The 14,827-nt window shown below is 67.7% G+C and carries 13 protein-coding genes; 6 read left to right on the top strand and 7 right to left on the bottom strand.

Annotated elements, in window-relative coordinates; all coding sequences use genetic code 11:
• Positions 1–71: 71 nt before the first annotated feature.
• The 3 genes from HEP85_RS20595 to HEP85_RS20585 form a co-directional block, all read right to left on the bottom strand.
• Positions 72–1,334 carry an MFS transporter gene (locus HEP85_RS20595; protein WP_168529036.1) on the bottom strand — a complete coding sequence of 421 codons (1,263 nt, stop codon included), beginning with the start codon at positions 1,332–1,334 and terminating at the stop codon, positions 72–74.
• A 170-nt stretch (positions 1,335–1,504) separates the two neighbouring features.
• Positions 1,505–2,587, bottom strand: a complete 1,083-nt coding sequence (locus HEP85_RS20590; RefSeq protein ID WP_168529035.1) for an inositol-3-phosphate synthase — start codon at positions 2,585–2,587, stop codon at positions 1,505–1,507.
• A gap of 44 nt (positions 2,588–2,631) precedes the next feature.
• Positions 2,632–3,339, bottom strand: coding sequence for a PadR family transcriptional regulator (locus HEP85_RS20585; RefSeq protein ID WP_168529034.1), 708 nt, complete (start codon positions 3,337–3,339; stop codon positions 2,632–2,634).
• Between the two features lie 374 nt (positions 3,340–3,713).
• On the opposite strand from HEP85_RS20585, the gene HEP85_RS20580 reads away from it, so the two are divergent.
• Both HEP85_RS20580 and HEP85_RS20575 read left to right on the top strand, forming a co-directional pair.
• A complete protein-coding gene (locus HEP85_RS20580) occupies positions 3,714–6,413 on the top strand; it encodes a transglycosylase domain-containing protein (RefSeq protein WP_369657783.1) in 2,700 nt (899 codons plus the stop codon).
• 182 nt (positions 6,414–6,595) lie between these two features.
• The gene (locus tag HEP85_RS20575) at positions 6,596–8,101 is read left to right on the top strand and encodes a glycosyltransferase family 87 protein (RefSeq protein ID WP_168529033.1); all 1,506 of its coding nucleotides are present in this window, start codon (positions 6,596–6,598) and stop codon (positions 8,099–8,101) included.
• 119 nt (positions 8,102–8,220) lie between these two features.
• On the opposite strand, the gene HEP85_RS20570 is transcribed toward HEP85_RS20575, so the two are convergent.
• From HEP85_RS20570 to HEP85_RS20560, 3 genes are all read right to left on the bottom strand, one after another.
• Positions 8,221–9,252: an alanine racemase gene (locus HEP85_RS20570; RefSeq protein WP_168529032.1), complete on the bottom strand. Its 1,032-nt coding sequence runs from the start codon at positions 9,250–9,252 to the stop codon at positions 8,221–8,223.
• 143 nt (positions 9,253–9,395) lie between these two features.
• Positions 9,396–10,517 carry a peptidoglycan bridge formation glycyltransferase FemA/FemB family protein gene (locus HEP85_RS20565; RefSeq protein ID WP_168529031.1) on the bottom strand — a complete coding sequence of 374 codons (1,122 nt, stop codon included), beginning with the start codon at positions 10,515–10,517 and terminating at the stop codon, positions 9,396–9,398.
• 214 nt (positions 10,518–10,731) lie between these two features.
• Entirely contained in the window at positions 10,732–11,046 is a 315-nt protein-coding gene (locus HEP85_RS20560; RefSeq protein ID WP_168529030.1) for a hypothetical protein, read from the bottom strand.
• Between the two features lie 300 nt (positions 11,047–11,346).
• Here HEP85_RS20560 and rpsF point away from each other — a divergent pair, with 300 nt between their 5' ends.
• The 4 genes from rpsF (at position 11,347) to rplI (ending at position 13,085) form a co-directional block, all read left to right on the top strand.
• Positions 11,347–11,637 carry a 30S ribosomal protein S6 gene (gene rpsF, locus HEP85_RS20555; RefSeq protein ID WP_005482942.1) on the top strand — a complete coding sequence of 97 codons (291 nt, stop codon included), beginning with the start codon at positions 11,347–11,349 and terminating at the stop codon, positions 11,635–11,637.
• A 77-nt stretch (positions 11,638–11,714) separates the two neighbouring features.
• Complete coding sequence (locus HEP85_RS20550; protein WP_168529029.1) at positions 11,715–12,326, top strand: single-stranded DNA-binding protein; 612 nt, start codon at positions 11,715–11,717, stop codon at positions 12,324–12,326.
• Positions 12,327–12,383: 57 nt separating this feature from the next.
• Positions 12,384–12,620, top strand: a complete 237-nt coding sequence (gene rpsR, locus HEP85_RS20545; protein ID WP_003949403.1) for a 30S ribosomal protein S18 — start codon at positions 12,384–12,386, stop codon at positions 12,618–12,620.
• A gap of 18 nt (positions 12,621–12,638) precedes the next feature.
• Positions 12,639–13,085 carry a 50S ribosomal protein L9 gene (gene rplI / locus HEP85_RS20540; protein ID WP_148009270.1) on the top strand — a complete coding sequence of 149 codons (447 nt, stop codon included), beginning with the start codon at positions 12,639–12,641 and terminating at the stop codon, positions 13,083–13,085.
• Between the two features lie 201 nt (positions 13,086–13,286).
• Here the strand turns inward: rplI and HEP85_RS20535 are convergent, their stop codons facing one another.
• Positions 13,287–14,624 carry an MATE family efflux transporter gene (locus HEP85_RS20535; RefSeq protein WP_168529028.1) on the bottom strand — a complete coding sequence of 446 codons (1,338 nt, stop codon included), beginning with the start codon at positions 14,622–14,624 and terminating at the stop codon, positions 13,287–13,289.
• Between the last annotated feature and the right edge of the window lie 203 nt (positions 14,625–14,827).

Below are 14,827 nucleotides of genomic sequence, written 5' to 3'. Positions count from 1 at the left end.
ACGCACGTAAGTTATCTGGAGCCTGTGACAACGCAGTAGCCGGGAGGGGCTCTGTGTCATTGATGTGACACTTACCGGCGCTCAAAACGGGCCATAGAAAGAGCAATCGCGGCATAGAGCAGGGCCACGGTGGCCACGAGCGGAACCGAGCGTCCGTCAGAAGGCAGTATCAGGGCGGCCACCGCGGCCGCCCCGACGAAGGCGACGTTGAACAGGACGTCGTAGACGGAGAAGATCCGGCCGCGGTAACCGTCGTCGACCGAGGACTGCACCACGGTGTCGGTGGCGATCTTCGCGCCCTGTGTGGTCAGGCCCAGGACGAAGGCGGCGGCCAGCACGGGGGGCGGGGTGAAGGACAGACCGAGGGCGGGCTCCAGGACCGCGGCCATAGCGGCGCACATGACGATCCAGCCCCCGGGGCCCAGTCGCCCCACCGCCCAGGGCGTCACCACGGCCGCGGCGAAGAAGCCCGCCCCCGATATGCCCACGGCCAGCCCCAGCAGGGCGAGCCCGTCGTCCGAGCCGGACGACCAGGCGTACCGGCAGAGCATCAGCATCATGACCGTCAGGGCGCCGTAGCAGAAGCGCATCAACGTCATGGCCAGGAGCGCCCAGGCGGCCTCCCGTCGCGCGGGTTCGGCGAGATGGCGCACGCCCGCCACCAGACCGCGCGCGGTACCGGCGAGCGCCGTGCGCAGACTCGGCCGCACCCACTGCTGCTCCGGGCCGAGCAGTTCCGGGGAGATGCGCAGGGAGGCGAGCGCCGCGCCCAGGTAGAGGGCCGCCCCGACGAGCACGACCGCCGCGTCCGAGTCCGAGGCGACCAGCCGCACGACGAAGGCGAGGCCACCGCCCGCGGTCGCGGCGAGTGTCCCGGCGGTGGGTGAGAGGGAGTTGGCGATCACCAGCCGGTCGGAGTCGACGACGCGGGGCAGGGCGGCCGAGAGACCCGCGAGGACGAAGCGGTTGACCGCGGTGACGCACAACGCGGAGGCGTAGAAGAGCCAGGAGGGGACGTGGCTCAGCATCAGAACGGCCGTCGCACAAGCCAGCCCGGCCCGCAGCAGATTGCCGTACAGGAAGACCTGGCGGCGCCGCCAGCGGTCCAGCAGGACGCCCGCGAAGGGGCCGATGAGGGAGTACGGGAGGAGCAGGACGGCCATCGCCGAGGCGATCGAGGCAGCCGAGGTCTGTTTCTCCGGGGAGAAGACGACGTAGGTGGCGAGCGCGATCTGGAAGACCCCGTCGGCGCCCTGGGACAGCAGGCGGATCCCGAGCAGACGTCTGAAGTTCTGGACGCGCAGGAGGACGCGCAGATCACGCACGACGGCCATGGGGCACAGCCTCACATACGAGGAAGGTCCCCGGGTGAGTGACCCGGGGACCCTCGACGGGCAGGAGCGAAGAGCCCCTCGACGCTGTGCGCGCGGCGTCCCGTCGGCCCGCGGCGCCTTGTCCTACGGGCACTGCGAACCGTGGCGGCCGGCGCTCGGCGCCTGTCTTTCTAGCGCTCGACCTCGCCCTGGATGAACTTCTCGACGTTGGCGAAGGCCTCGTCGTCGAAGTACTGGACCGGCGGGGACTTCATGAAGTAGGACGACGCCGACAGGATCGGGCCGCCGATGCCGCGGTCCTTGGCGATCTTCGCGGCGCGCAGGGCGTCGATGATGACACCCGCCGAGTTCGGGGAGTCCCAGACCTCGAGCTTGTACTCCAGGTTCAGCGGAACGTCACCGAAGGCACGGCCCTCGAGGCGGACGTAGGCCCACTTGCGGTCGTCGAGCCAGGCCACGTAGTCCGAGGGACCGATGTGGACGTTCTTCTCGCCCAGGTCGCGGTCGGGGATCTGCGAGGTGACGGCCTGCGTCTTCGAGATCTTCTTGGACTCGAGGCGGTCGCGCTCCAGCATGTTCTTGAAGTCCATGTTGCCGCCGACGTTGAGCTGCATGGTGCGCTCGAGACGGACACCGCGGTCCTCGAACAGCTTCGCCATCACACGGTGCGTGATGGTCGCGCCGACCTGCGACTTGATGTCGTCGCCGACGATCGGGACACCGGCCTCGGTGAACTTGTCCGCCCACTCCTTGGTGCCGGCGATGAAGACCGGGAGGGCGTTGACGAAGGCGACCTTGGCGTCGATGGCGCACTGGGCGTAGAACTTCGCCGCGTCCTCGGAACCGACGGGCAGGTAGCAGATGAGGACGTCGACCTGCTTGTCCTTGAGGATCTGGACGACGTCGACCGGCGCCTCGGCGGACTCCTCGATGGTCATGCGGTAGTACTTACCGAGACCGTCCAGGGTGTGACCACGCTGGACCGTGACGCCCTTGTTCGGGACGTCGCAGATCTTGATGGTGTTGTTCTCGCTGGCACCGATGGCGTCGGAGAGGTCGAGGCCGACCTTCTTCGCGTCGACGTCGAACGCGGCGACGAACTCGACGTCACCGACGTGGTAGTCGCCGAACTTGACGTGCATCAGGCCGGGGACCTTGGTCGCCGGGTCGGCGTCCTTGTAGTACTCGACGCCCTGAACCAGCGAGGCGGCGCAGTTGCCCACGCCGACGATGGCTACGCGAACCGAACCCATTCCGGTTGCTCCCTGTGTGTACGAGGTGAAGCCCCGACTGGACCTCACGTGGTGGTGTCGTCGGACGGATCCGGTCGGGAGTCATCCCGGTGCCGGGGCAGGCCGCCCGTCTCTCCAGATGTGCTGTGCTGCGGAGCGGGACCGTCGGAGGCACCTCGGGAGGTGTCTTCGGTGGCGGAACCCTTGACGTCCCGTCCCGCCCGCTCGCTTTCGATGAGCTCGTTCAGCCAGCGCACTTCGCGCTCCACGGACTCCATTCCGTGGCGCTGGAGCTCAAGGGTGTAGTCGTCGAGGCGCTCCCGGGTGCGTGCCAGAGAGGCGCGCATCTTCTCCAGGCGCTCCTCGAGCCGGCTGCGGCGGCCCTCCAGTACGCGCATGCGTACGTCGCGTGACGTCTGCCCGAAGAAGGCGAAACGAGCGGCGAAGTGTTCGTCCTCGTACGCGTCGGGACCCGTCTGCGAGAGCAGCTCCTCGAAGTGTTCCTTACCTTCTGCCGTCAATCGGTAGACGATCTTGGCGCGACGCCCTGCGAGTGGTGCGGCGAGGGCGTCCTCCGGGGTGTTCCCCGATTCCTCGATCAACCAGCCGTTGGCGACCAGCGTCTTGAGGCAGGGGTAGAGCGTCCCGTAGCTGAACGCCCGGAACACACCGAGTGACGTATTGAGTCGTTTGCGCAGCTCATAGCCGTGCATCGGGGACTCGCGGAGCAGACCGAGAACGGCGAACTCGAGGATCCCGGAGCGCCGGCTCATGTCGCCTCCTGTCTGTCGCGGCCTCCTCGGCACGTTCTTTATGCCGAGCTGATGTATCGACTCGATACATCAGCACGATAGAACGGCCATCCGTCTGCGACAAGAGGGGCCACGGTGAACGGCGTCACATCACCGATTCATACGAAGCAAGTTGCCTGATTTGAGGTGAACTTCGGAGCTAGGTGGGTTTTGACGGTGCGTAGTCTGTGCGCCATGCAAAACCACCGGGAACCGAGTGACGCCTGAGGACGTCTTCGTCCTCGGTGCAGTACGGGTGAATGTGTGATCGACCGCATCCGTACTTCGGGGGGACCGGAAACCAGCCGCCGTTTCCAGGCGCGCAAGGGTGCGCCTGCCCTAGGAGTAGTCGTTCGATGAGCGAGCACCGTCGCAAACCGCCGCAGCAGCAGGGCGGCGGACGTGCCGCGGCCCGGCGCGGCCAGCCCGGCCCGGCCGCCGGCCGCCGCGCGACACCGCGAGGCGCCACCGGGTCACCTTCCGACTCCTATGAGTCACCTTCCGGCTCCGGTGGGTCAGGAGGTGAGGAGGAGCGCCCGTACGGTGGCCGCGCCGAGGCCCGGCGCGCGGCACAGAGAAGCAGTGGCGGCGGACGCCGCAGAGGCGCGGAGGCAGCCGGATCCGAGGGCCGCCGCGGAGGCCCCGGCGGGCCGAACGGGCCCGGTCGTGGCCGTCCCTCGGGGCCCGTCAAGAAACGCTTCATCGACTACCCGCGCGCGGGCCGGTCGGGGGGTGCCCGCTGGGTGCCGTCCTGGAGGCTGGTGTCGGGCCTGTTCATCGGCTTCGTCGGGAGCCTGGTGGCCGTGGCCGGCATCGGGTACGCGATGGTGAGTGTCCCCGACGTGGCGCACACCGCCGAGGCGCAGAACAACGTCTACTACTGGGCCGACGGCACCCAGATGGTCGCCACCGGTGGTGAGACGAACCGCCAGATCATCAACTACTCGCAGATCCCCGCGGCGATGCGCTACGCCGTCATCTCGCAGGAGAACAAGACCTTCGAGACCGACAGCGGCGTCGACCCGAAGGGCATCGCGCGTGCCTTCCTGAACATGGCCAGGGGTGGCCAGACGCAGGGTGGCTCCACCATCACCCAGCAGTACGTCAAGAACGCGATGCTGGACGACCAGTCGCAGACGATCTCCCGGAAGTTCAAGGAGATCTTCGTCTCGATCAAGGTGGGCGCCACGGTCAAGAAAGAAAAGATCATGGAGGGCTACCTGAACTCCGCGTACTACGGTCGCGGAGCCTATGGACTCCAGGCGGCCGCGCGCGCGTACTTCGACAAGGACGCCATCAGGCTCGACGAGAGCCAGTGCGCCTTCCTGGCAGCGATGCTCAAGGGCGCCACCTATTACGACCCGGCGGGCTCGACGGCGCTCGACTCGACGGCCACCGCCGAGGCCAATACGAAGCGGGCCACCGCCCAGTGGTCGGACACGCTGGACAAAGAGGTCAAGTACGGCCACCTGAGTGCTGCGAAGCGGGCCACGTTCAAGGAGCTTCCCAAGCCCCAGAACCCGCGTTCGAACACTCGGCTCAGCGGCCAGATCGGCTACCTCGTCGACCTCGCCAAGGGGTACGTCGTCCACAACACCAAGATCACTGAGAACCAGCTCCAGCAGGGCGGCTACTCGATCCACACGACCTTCGACAAATCGAAGGTCAATGCTCTCGAAGCCGCCGTCAAGGAAGTCCGCAGCAAGAAGATCAACCCCAAGGTGCGTCCGGACACGGACAAGTTCGTCCAGTTCGGTGGGGCCTCCGTCGACCCGGCCACGGGAGCGATCAAGGCCATCTACGGCGGTGAGGACGCGACCAAGCACTTCACCAACAACGCGGACCAGACCGGTGCCCAGGTGGGATCGACGTTCAAGCCGTTCGTCCTCGCGGCCGCCATGCAGTGGGGCGTCAAGGATCCCTCGGGGTCGTCGGAGCGCAAGATCGCCTCTCCGAAGAGCCTGTACAGCGGCAAGAACAAACTCAAGATCAAGCAATACGACCACTCCGTCTGGACCGACAAGGACGGCAAGGAGTGGCTGCAGACCAACGACGGAAACGAGTCGTACAACCCGCCGAGCTACAAGATCGACCTGCGTGAGGCGATGCGGGAGTCCGTGAACTCCGCCTACGTCCAGCTGGGCATGGACGTAGGCCTGGACAAGGTGGAGGAGGCCGCGCTGAACGCGGGCATCCTCAAGACCAGCCTGGCGAGTTCCGCCTTCCCCTCGTTCTCCATCGGCACCTCCGACCCCAGTGCGATCCGGATGGCCGGTGCGTACGCCACCTTCGCGGACAGCGGACAGCAGCGTGAGCCCTACTCGGTCGAGAAGATCAGCAGCAAGGACGGCGTGGTGTTCGAGCACAGCAAGATCGCCAAGGCGAAGGAGGCGTTCAGCCCGGAGGTCGCGGACAACGTCACCGACGTGCTCAAGACCGTCGTGGACAAGGGAACCGGTACCGCGGCGCGGCTGACCGGCCGTCAGGTGGCCGGCAAGACCGGTACCACCGACGGCAACAAGTCGGCCTGGTTCGTCGGCTACACCCCGCAGTTGTCGACCTCGATCGGCATGTACCGCCTGGACGACGACGCGAGCAGCAAGAACCGTACGTTCCTGGAGATGTACGGCACGGGCGGCGAGAAGAAGATCCACGGTGCCTCGTTCCCGGCCCAGATCTGGCACGACTACATGGAGACCGCGCTCAAGGGCCAGAAGGTGGAGAACTTCCCGACGCCGCAGCCCATCGGCGAGGTCCTCAACAACACCCCGAGCCCGTCCGCGACCCAGTCGGCCACCTCGACGCCGTCGTCGAGCCCCACGCCGAGCGACACCCCCAGCCCGACGCTCAGCAACTCTCCCTCGCCCACGACGAGCGAGAGCTGCGGCAAGTTCGACTGGACCTGCGGTAACAACGGCGGGACGGACGCGGGTGGTACCGGCAACGGCGGGACGGACGGAGGCGTCACCACCAGTCCCACGGCCACCGATACCGCCGGCAACGGCGGCAACGGCAATGGCAACGGCGGCGGCTTCATCCGAGGTCAGACCGGCTGAGTGAGGGACACCCGGGCCGAGCGACAGACGCGAGCCTGACCAAAGGGGGCCGACGGCACATGCCGTCGGCCCCCTTTCGTGCGGCGGCATCCGATGTGTCGTTGATCACAAGCGGGCGGGAGGGGAAGCGGCATCCGTCGCCGACCACCGCACTCTCAGGTCCGTACGGCAGGATGTGCGCCATGCCCAGTGCAGAGACGACGCGAGCGAGCGTGCGCGAGCCGGAGCCGGTGCGGCCGACCAAGGAGGACGAGGTCGCCGCGGCCGGCAGCGAGCTGATCGGCGGCCCCATCGGACGAAGGGCCCTGCTGGGGACGTCCTGGTGGACGCCCGTACGGGTCGTCGCGCTCGTCGCGATCGCCATGTTCGCCCTCGGCATGGTCCAGAAGCTGCCCTGCTACGACGGCGGCTGGTTCTTCGGGGCCAGCACCCAGTACACGCACGCGTGCTACTCGGACATCCCGCACCTCTACCAGGGGCGCGGTTTCGCCGACGGCCTGGTGCCGTACTTCGACAAGCTCCCCGGCGACATGGACTACCTCGAGTACCCCGTGCTCACCGGTGTGTTCATGGAGGTCGCGGCCTGGCTCACGCCGGGCGGCGGCAGCATCCAGGACCAGGAGCAGATCTACTGGATGGTCAACGCCGGGATGCTCATGGTGTGCGCGGCGGTCATCGCCGTGAGCACCGCGCGCACCCACCGCAGGCGCCCCTGGGACGGCCTCCTGGTCGCCCTCGCGCCCGCCTTCGCGCTCACGGCCACCATCAACTGGGATCTCCTCGCCGTGGCCCTGCTGGCCGCCGCGATGCTCATGTGGTCGCGGGGACGTGCCCTCGCCTTCGGCATCCTGATCGGGCTCGCCACCGCCGCCAAGTTCTACCCGTTCCTGGTGATGGGTCCGCTGCTCGTGCTGTGCTGGCGGGCCGGCAAGTGGCGCGAGTTCGGGGTCGCGCTGATGGGCGCGGTGGGCGCCTGGCTGGTCGTCAACCTTCCGGTCATGTACCTCGCCCCGGAGGGCTGGGCGAAGTTCTACAGCTTCAGCCACGACCGGGGGGTCGACTTCGGTTCGGTCTTCCTGTTCCTCTCGACCTGGTTCAAGATCACGATCACCGCCGACACGGCGAACGCCTGGGCGCTGGTCCTGATGGTGCTCGTCTGCGTGGGCATGGCCGCGCTCGCCCTCACCGCACCGCGCCGCCCCCGCTTCGCCCAGCTCGCGTTCCTGATCGTCGCGGCCTTCGTCCTCACCAACAAGGTCTACTCGCCCCAGTACGTACTGTGGCTGGTCCCGCTCGCCGCGCTGGCCCGGCCGCGTTGGCGGGACTTCCTGATCTGGCAGGCGTGCGAGGTCGCGTACTTCCTGGGGATCTGGATGTACCTCGCGTACACGACCAGCGGGGAGGCCCACAAGGGCCTCTCCTCGCAGGGTTACCAGATCGCCATCGCCGTCCACCTCCTGGGCACGCTGTACCTGTGCGCCGTGGTGGTCCGCGACATCTTCATGCCGGAGCGGGACATGGTCCGCAAGGCGGGCGACGACGACCCCTCGGGCGGAGTCCTCGACGGGGCGGAGGACGCCTTCGTCCTTGGGGCCGCGGCCCATCCGCCCCGGCACGCGGCGCACTTCGACGGGCCGGCCGTGCAGTGGGGCAACGGAGGGGCGGCCGTGGAGGACCGTTCGCCCTGAGCGAACAGCGCGCCGCGGGGCATGCGAAAAGGCCGTACACGGTGATCGTGTACGGCCTTTCTGTTGCTTGCTGCCTGGCTGCCCCGCCGGCTCCGGTGAGGGAGGGCGGCGGCCCGGCGTCAGCGCTCGACTACGCGGTCGAACTGCGTGGTCGTGTGCCGCAGATGGGCCACCAGCTCGTCGCCCACCCTCGGCTCCGTGGCGTCGGAGGGCACGAAGAGGATCGAGACCTGCATGTGCGGAGGCTCGGCGAACCAGCGCTGCTTGCCCGCCCAGACGAACGGGGAAAGGTTCCGGTTGACCGTCGCCAGGCCGGCGCGGGCGACGCCCTTGGCGCGCGGCATGACGCCGTGCAGTGCCTTCGGGGCCTCCAGGCCCACCCCGTGCGACGTACCGCCCGCCACGACGACGAGCCAGCCGTCCGAGGCCGCCTTCTGCTGCCGGTAGCCGAAACGGTCGCCCTTGGCGACGGGCGTGACGTCCAGGACGGCCCCGCGGTACTCGGTCGCCTCGTGGTCGCCCAGCCACAGTCGCGTGCCGATACGGGCGCGGAACCGGGTCTGCGGGAACTGCTGCTGCAGCCGCGCGAGTTCCTGGGCCTTCAGATGGCTGACGAACATCGTGTGCAGCGGCAGGCGGGCCGCACGCAGGCGGTCCATCCAGCCGATGACCTCCTCGACGGCGTCCGAGCCGTCGGTACGGTCCAGCGGCAGGTGGATGGCGAAGCCCTCCAGCCGCACGTTCTCGATGGCGGAGTGCAGATGCGGCAGATCCTGCTCGCTGACACCGTGCCGCTTCATCGAGGACATCACCTCGATGACGACACGGGCGCCCACGAGGCCGTACACGCCGTCGATGGACGACACCGAGCGGATGACACGGTCGGGCAGCGGTACGGGCTCCTCGCCCCGCCTGAACGGCGTCAGGACCAGCAGATCGCCGCCGAACCAGTCCTTGATCCGGGCGGCCTCGTACGTGGTGCCGACGGCGAGGATGTCGGAGCCGAGGCGGGTGGCCTCGTCCGCGAGCCGTTCGTGGCCGAAGCCGTAGCCGTTGCCCTTGCAGACGGGGACGAGCCCCGGGAACTGCTCGGACACCTGCTTGTGGTGTGCCCGCCAGCGCGCGGTGTCGACGTAGAGCGTGAGCGCCATGGCCGGTCCCGGAACCTTTCTCGTGGCTGCGGTGTATCAGGGGTATGGAAGGAAAGTGTGGCTGATGCGCCGGACCGACGGAGCGACACCGGGCCGGATCAGCGGCTCGGCATGCTGTTCGGGCCGGCTCGGCGGCGTGCCCCTCAGCGGCGGGACATGTAGATGTCGAGCGCCTTGTGCAGCAGCTTGTTGAGCGGGAAGTCCCACTCTCCGAGGTACTCGGCCGCCTGGCCGCCGGTGCCCACCTTGAACTGGATCAGACCGAAGAGGTGGTCGGTCTCGTCCAGCGAGTCGGAGATGCCGCGCAGGTCGTACACCGTCGCACCCAGGGCGTACGAGTCACGCAGCATCCGCCACTGCATCGCGTTCGAGGGACGGAACTCACGGCCGATGTTGTCCGAGGCGCCGTACGAGTACCAGACGTGACCGCCGACCACCAGCATCGTCGCCGCCGACAGGTTCACGCCGCCGCGGCGGGCGAAGTAGAGCCGCATCCGGTTGGGGTCCTCGGTGTTGAGGGCCGTCCACATGCGCTGGAAGTACGACAGCGGTCGAGGCCGGAAGTGGTCGCGGATCGCCGTGATCTCGTACAGCCGCTGCCACTCCTCGAGGTCGTGGTAGCCACCCTGTACGACCTCGACGCCCTCCTTCTCGGCCTTCTTGATGTTGCGGCGCCACAGCTGGTTGAAGTTCTTGTGGACTTCTTCCAGGGAGCGGTTGGCCAGCGGCACCTGGAAGACGTAGCGGGGCTGTACGTCGCCGAAGCCGGCGCCGCCGTCCTCGCCCTGCTGCCAGCCCATGCGGCGCAGCTTGTCGGCGACCTCGAAGGCGCGCGGCTCGATGAAGTCGGCCTCGATGTCGCGCAGACGCTTCACGTCCGGGTTCTGGATGCCGCCCTTGATGGAGGTGGCCTCCCAGCGCCGGATGATCACCGGCGGACCCATCTTCACGGAGAAGGCGCCCTGGTGCTTGAGGTGCGCGAGCATCGGCTGCAGCCACTCGTCGAGGTTCGGCGCGTACCAGTTGATGACCGGGCCCTCGGGCAGATAGGCGAGGTAGCGCTTGATCTTGGGCAGCTGGCGGTACAGCACCAGCCCGGCGCCCACCATCTCGCCGCTCCTGCCGTCGAACCAGCCCAGGCTCTCCGAGCGCCATTCGGCCTTCACGTCGGCCCAGGCCGGGACCTGCATGTGGCTAGCCGAGGGCAGGCTCTGGATGTATGCCAGATGCTGCTCTCGGCTGATGGTCCTCAGGGTCAGGCTCATTAGGGGCGCTCCTCGGGCTGGTGTGTCCCCATGGGTACAAGGGCTCCGGCTCTCGCGCCGAAGCCTACTGCGCCCTGCGAGCGCCCCGTCTGGCCGTATGGAACCTGCGTCCCGACCGGTGCCCGGTCGGGACGATATGGGGTGTTGTGTCACCTGTCGGGGACCGTGCGGGCGGCCGCGGAGTGGGTCCGGGCCGCCCGGCCGCTCCGCCCCCTCAGCCGATGATGCCGCCGAAGAGGCCGCCGTGTGCCATGCCCAGGAAGAAGCCGACCGCGGAGGCGCCGAGCCCCAGGATCAACCCGAAGCGCTGCCTGGTCGTCTCCGAGATGAACTGCCCGCCCGCACCGGTGAAGATGCCGATCAGCCCCGTCCAGGAGCTGATCAGGTGCAGGCTGTCGAACTGTGCCGTGATGAACGCCGTCACTCCGAGCACCAGGGTCACGGCGAGCAGGGTGTCCTGGAGCGGATGGGGCTTGTGGTCGGTGGCGAGCAGGGATCCGGCGGTGTTGGTTCGCACTGTCTGTGCCATAGGGCACCTCCTGCGGAAGGCGGCGCATCGTAGCGCCATACACACCCGATGTGTACAGATTGACGGTGACCCCGGCCGGATTTCAACCCGAAGCAGGTATGCAGGTACTCTGTACCCTCTGCACCGGTGTCTGCCCAGGCCGCGGCCAGGTCACGACAAGGACTCCCTTCGATCCGCCGATCACTCGGTACATCGAACGGAGCCCGATTGTCAGTGGCGGCCGATACCGTTGCGTACGCATCACAACCCTCCTGCCACGGAACGACCGTGGCCGTTGAGTCCAAAGGAGGTGGGTTCCACATGCGTCACTACGAAGTGATGGTCATCCTCGACCCCGATCTGGAGGAGCGCGCTGTCGCCCCCCTGATCGAGAACTTCCTCTCCGTCGTCCGTGAGGGCAACGGAAAGGTCGAGAAGGTCGACACCTGGGGCCGTCGTCGTCTCTCGTACGAGATCAAGAAGAAGCCCGAGGGCATCTACTCGGTCATCGACCTGCAGGCCGAGCCTGCGGTCGTCAAGGAGCTCGACCGCCAGATGAACCTGAACGAGTCGGTCCTCCGGACCAAGGTCCTCCGTCCCGAGACCCACTGAGCTCTCCAGCTCAGCTGATCTCGGGCATCGAGTAGCAGCACCAGCAGCCAGCAGCAAACCCGCCGAGAGGTTCCCCCATGGCAGGCGAGACCGTCATCACGGTCGTCGGCAATCTTGTAGACGACCCCGAGCTGCGCTTCACCCCTTCCGGTGCGGCGGTCGCGAAGTTCCGTGTCGCGTCCACCCCCCGCACCTTCGACCGTCAGACCAATGAGTGGAAGGACGGCGAGAGCCTGTTCCTGACCTGCTCGGTCTGGCGTCAGGCGGCGGAGAACGTCGCCGAGTCGCTCCAGCGAGGCATGCGCGTCATCGTGCAGGGCCGGCTGAAGCAGCGGTCCTACGAGGACCGTGAGGGCGTCAAGCGCACGGTCTACGAACTGGACGTGGAGGAAGTCGGCGCCAGCCTGAAGAACGCCACGGCCAAGGTCACCAAGACCACAGGCCGAGGCGGTCAGGGTGGTTACGGCGGCGGTGGCGGCGGCGGCCAGCAGGGCGGCGGCTGGGGCGGAGGCTCCGGCGGCGGCCAGCAGGGCGGCGGCGGTGCCCCCGCGGACGACCCCTGGGCCACCGGCACTCCCGCCGGTGGTGGCAACCAGGGCGGCGGTGGCGGCGGCTGGGGCGGAAGCTCCGGCGGTTCCGGCGGTGCTGGCGGTTCTGGCGGCGGCTACTCGGACGAGCCCCCCTTCTAGGCCTTCGGGCCGAGGGTGGGCCGTACCCCCACTTCTTGATCACACAGGAGAAACACCATGGCGAAGCCGCCTGTGCGCAAGCCTAAGAAGAAGGTCTGCGCTTTCTGCAAGGACAAGGTCACGTACGTGGACTACAAGGACACGAACATGCTGCGGAAGTTCATTTCCGACCGCGGCAAGATCCGTGCCCGCCGCGTGACCGGCAACTGCACGCAGCACCAGCGTGACGTCGCCACGGCCGTGAAGAACAGCCGTGAGATGGCGCTGCTGCCCTACACCTCCACTGCGCGATAAGGGAAGGGTGACCGAAACATGAAGATCATCCTCACCCACGAGGTCTCCGGCCTCGGTGCCGCGGGCGACGTCGTCGACGTCAAGGACGGCTACGCTCGCAACTACCTGATCCCGCGGAACTTCGCGATCCGCTGGACCAAGGGCGGCGAGAAGGACGTCGAGCAGATCCGTCGTGCTCGCAAGATCCACGAGATCGCGACCATCGAGCAGGCCAACGAGATCAAGGCCCGCCTCGAGGGCGTCAGGGTCCGCCTGGCCGTTCGCTCCGGTGACGCCGGTCGTCTCTTCGGCTCCGTCACCCCGGCCGACATCGCTTCGGCGATCAAGGCTTCCGGTGGCCCCGAGGTCGACAAGCGCCGCATCGAGCTGGGCTCGCCCATCAAGACCCTGGGCGCCCACGAGACGTCCGTGCGTCTGCACCCCGAAGTTGCCGCCAAGGTCAACATCGAGGTCGTCGCTGCCTGAGTGCAGCGCTCGGCATAGCTGAGAGAAGGGCCGTACCCCCTGGGGTCCGGCCCTTCTTCGTTTCACGTGAAACGAGAGACTTCCCCGGAATCAGGGGTTTCACGTGAAACGCAGGCTTCGTGTGCCGCCCGTTTCACGTGAAACGGGCGACGGGCCGGACGGGTACACACATGTAAGCGTCCGATGGGGTCGCTCACTCGATCAGCGCGTAGCGCCCGTGACGATCCAGAGTCCTGAACGGGAACGCAGCCAGAGGGTCAGCATTCTCAGCGCCATCATCAGCGTCATCGCTCCCCACAGTGCCGTGAGCCCACCGCCGAACGCGGGCACCAGCAGTGCGACGGGTGCGAAGACCGCGAGGATCAGCAGCATGGCCCACGCCAGATACGGCCCGTCCCCCGCGCCCATGAGGACTCCGTCCAGGACGAAGACGATTCCACTGATGGGTTGGGAGACGGCCACCAGAACGAGTGCGGGGAGCGCGGTGTGCTGGACGGCCGGATCGCTGGTGAACAGCGGGAGGAACAGCGGCCGGGCGACGAAGACCAGCAGGCCGAGGACAACGCCGGAGGCGATGCCCCACTGGACCATGCGGCGGCACGCCTCGCGGGCACCTTGAGCGTCGTTCGCACCGAGGTAGCGTCCGATGATGGCCTGTCCGGCGATGGCGATCGCGTCGAGCGCGAAGGCGAGCAGGCTCCACAGACTCATGATGATCTGGTGGGCGGCGATGTCCGCGTCCCCGAGACGGGCCGCGACGGCAGTGGCGATCATGAGGATCGCCCGCAGTGACAACGTCCGCACCAGCAGGGGGGCGCCGGCCTGGGCGCAGGCCCGGATGCCGGCGGCGTCCGGTCGTAGCGAGGCCCCGTGCCGCCGGGCTCCGCGTACGACCACGAACAGATAGGCCGCGGCCATGCCGAACTGGGCGATGACGGTTCCCCAGGCTGAGCCCGCGATACCCAGTCCGGCGCCGTAGACCAGCCCGAGGTTGAGCGCGGCGTTGGCCACGAAGCCGGCGACGGCGACATAGAGAGGAGTCCTCGTGTCCTGCAGTCCCCGCAGGACACCGGTGGATGCGAGGACGATGAGCATCGCGGGGATGCCGAGTGAGGAGATGCGCAGATACGTCGTCGCGTACGGGGCGGCGGTCGGTGAGGCGCCGAAGAGTTCGACCAGGGCGGGGGCCGTCGGCAGGACGGTGACGATGACGACGGTGCCGAGCAGCAGCGCGAGCCAGATGCCGTCCATGCCCTGGCGGATCGCGGCTCGCAGATCACCCGCGCCGACCCGTCGGGCAACGGCGGCGGTGGTGGCGTAGGCGAGGAAGACGAAGACGCTGACGGCCGTCACGAGGAGGGCTGAGGCGATACCGAGACCGGCCAGTTGCGCGGTGCCGAGATGGCCGACGATGGCGCTGTCCGCCATCACGAAAAGAGGCTCGGCGACGAGTGCGCCGAAGGCCGGGACGGCCAGCGCGACGATCTCTCGGTCGTGCCGGCGTCGGGCGGCCCTGGGTGCCGGGGGAGCCTGTGTCATGGGCACCAATCTAATCTTCCACAGGTAAGAGATGCAAAGGATTCGTGACCCTTACTGACCGGGTCGCCGGGCGTGTCGGCGCGCACCGTTTGAAGGGATCTTGGTCCGGCTGGGAAAGTTTTTCTTCTGCACAGCCGGTGGACGGTGAAAGGCCAGGTCAGAAGTGTTGATGAGTCCTCGCTGAGGGCTTGTTCACAGGCCTG

Source organism: Streptomyces sp. RPA4-2, from assembly GCF_012273515.2.
Taxonomy (GTDB): domain Bacteria; phylum Actinomycetota; class Actinomycetes; order Streptomycetales; family Streptomycetaceae; genus Streptomyces; species Streptomyces kaempferi.
This window is presented reverse-complemented; position numbering and strand designations above follow the sequence as displayed.

Coding starts and splice junctions, on each gene's coding strand:
- HEP85_RS20595 (WP_168529036.1), bottom strand. CDS start 1,334: ATGGCCGTCGTGCGTGATCTGCGCGTCCTCCTGCGCGTCCAGAACTTC.
- HEP85_RS20590 (WP_168529035.1), bottom strand. CDS start 2,587: ATGGGTTCGGTTCGCGTAGCCATCGTCGGCGTGGGCAACTGCGCCGCC.
- HEP85_RS20585 (WP_168529034.1), bottom strand. CDS start 3,339: ATGAGCCGGCGCTCCGGGATCCTCGAGTTCGCCGTTCTCGGTCTGCTC.
- HEP85_RS20580 (WP_369657783.1), top strand. CDS start 3,714: ATGAGCGAGCACCGTCGCAAACCGCCGCAGCAGCAGGGCGGCGGACGT.
- HEP85_RS20575 (WP_168529033.1), top strand. CDS start 6,596: ATGCCCAGTGCAGAGACGACGCGAGCGAGCGTGCGCGAGCCGGAGCCG.
- HEP85_RS20570 (WP_168529032.1), bottom strand. CDS start 9,252: ATGGCGCTCACGCTCTACGTCGACACCGCGCGCTGGCGGGCACACCAC.
- HEP85_RS20565 (WP_168529031.1), bottom strand. CDS start 10,517: ATGAGCCTGACCCTGAGGACCATCAGCCGAGAGCAGCATCTGGCATAC.
- HEP85_RS20560 (WP_168529030.1), bottom strand. CDS start 11,046: ATGGCACAGACAGTGCGAACCAACACCGCCGGATCCCTGCTCGCCACC.
- rpsF (WP_005482942.1), top strand. CDS start 11,347: ATGCGTCACTACGAAGTGATGGTCATCCTCGACCCCGATCTGGAGGAG.
- HEP85_RS20550 (WP_168529029.1), top strand. CDS start 11,715: ATGGCAGGCGAGACCGTCATCACGGTCGTCGGCAATCTTGTAGACGAC.
- rpsR (WP_003949403.1), top strand. CDS start 12,384: ATGGCGAAGCCGCCTGTGCGCAAGCCTAAGAAGAAGGTCTGCGCTTTC.
- rplI (WP_148009270.1), top strand. CDS start 12,639: ATGAAGATCATCCTCACCCACGAGGTCTCCGGCCTCGGTGCCGCGGGC.
- HEP85_RS20535 (WP_168529028.1), bottom strand. CDS start 14,624: ATGACACAGGCTCCCCCGGCACCCAGGGCCGCCCGACGCCGGCACGAC.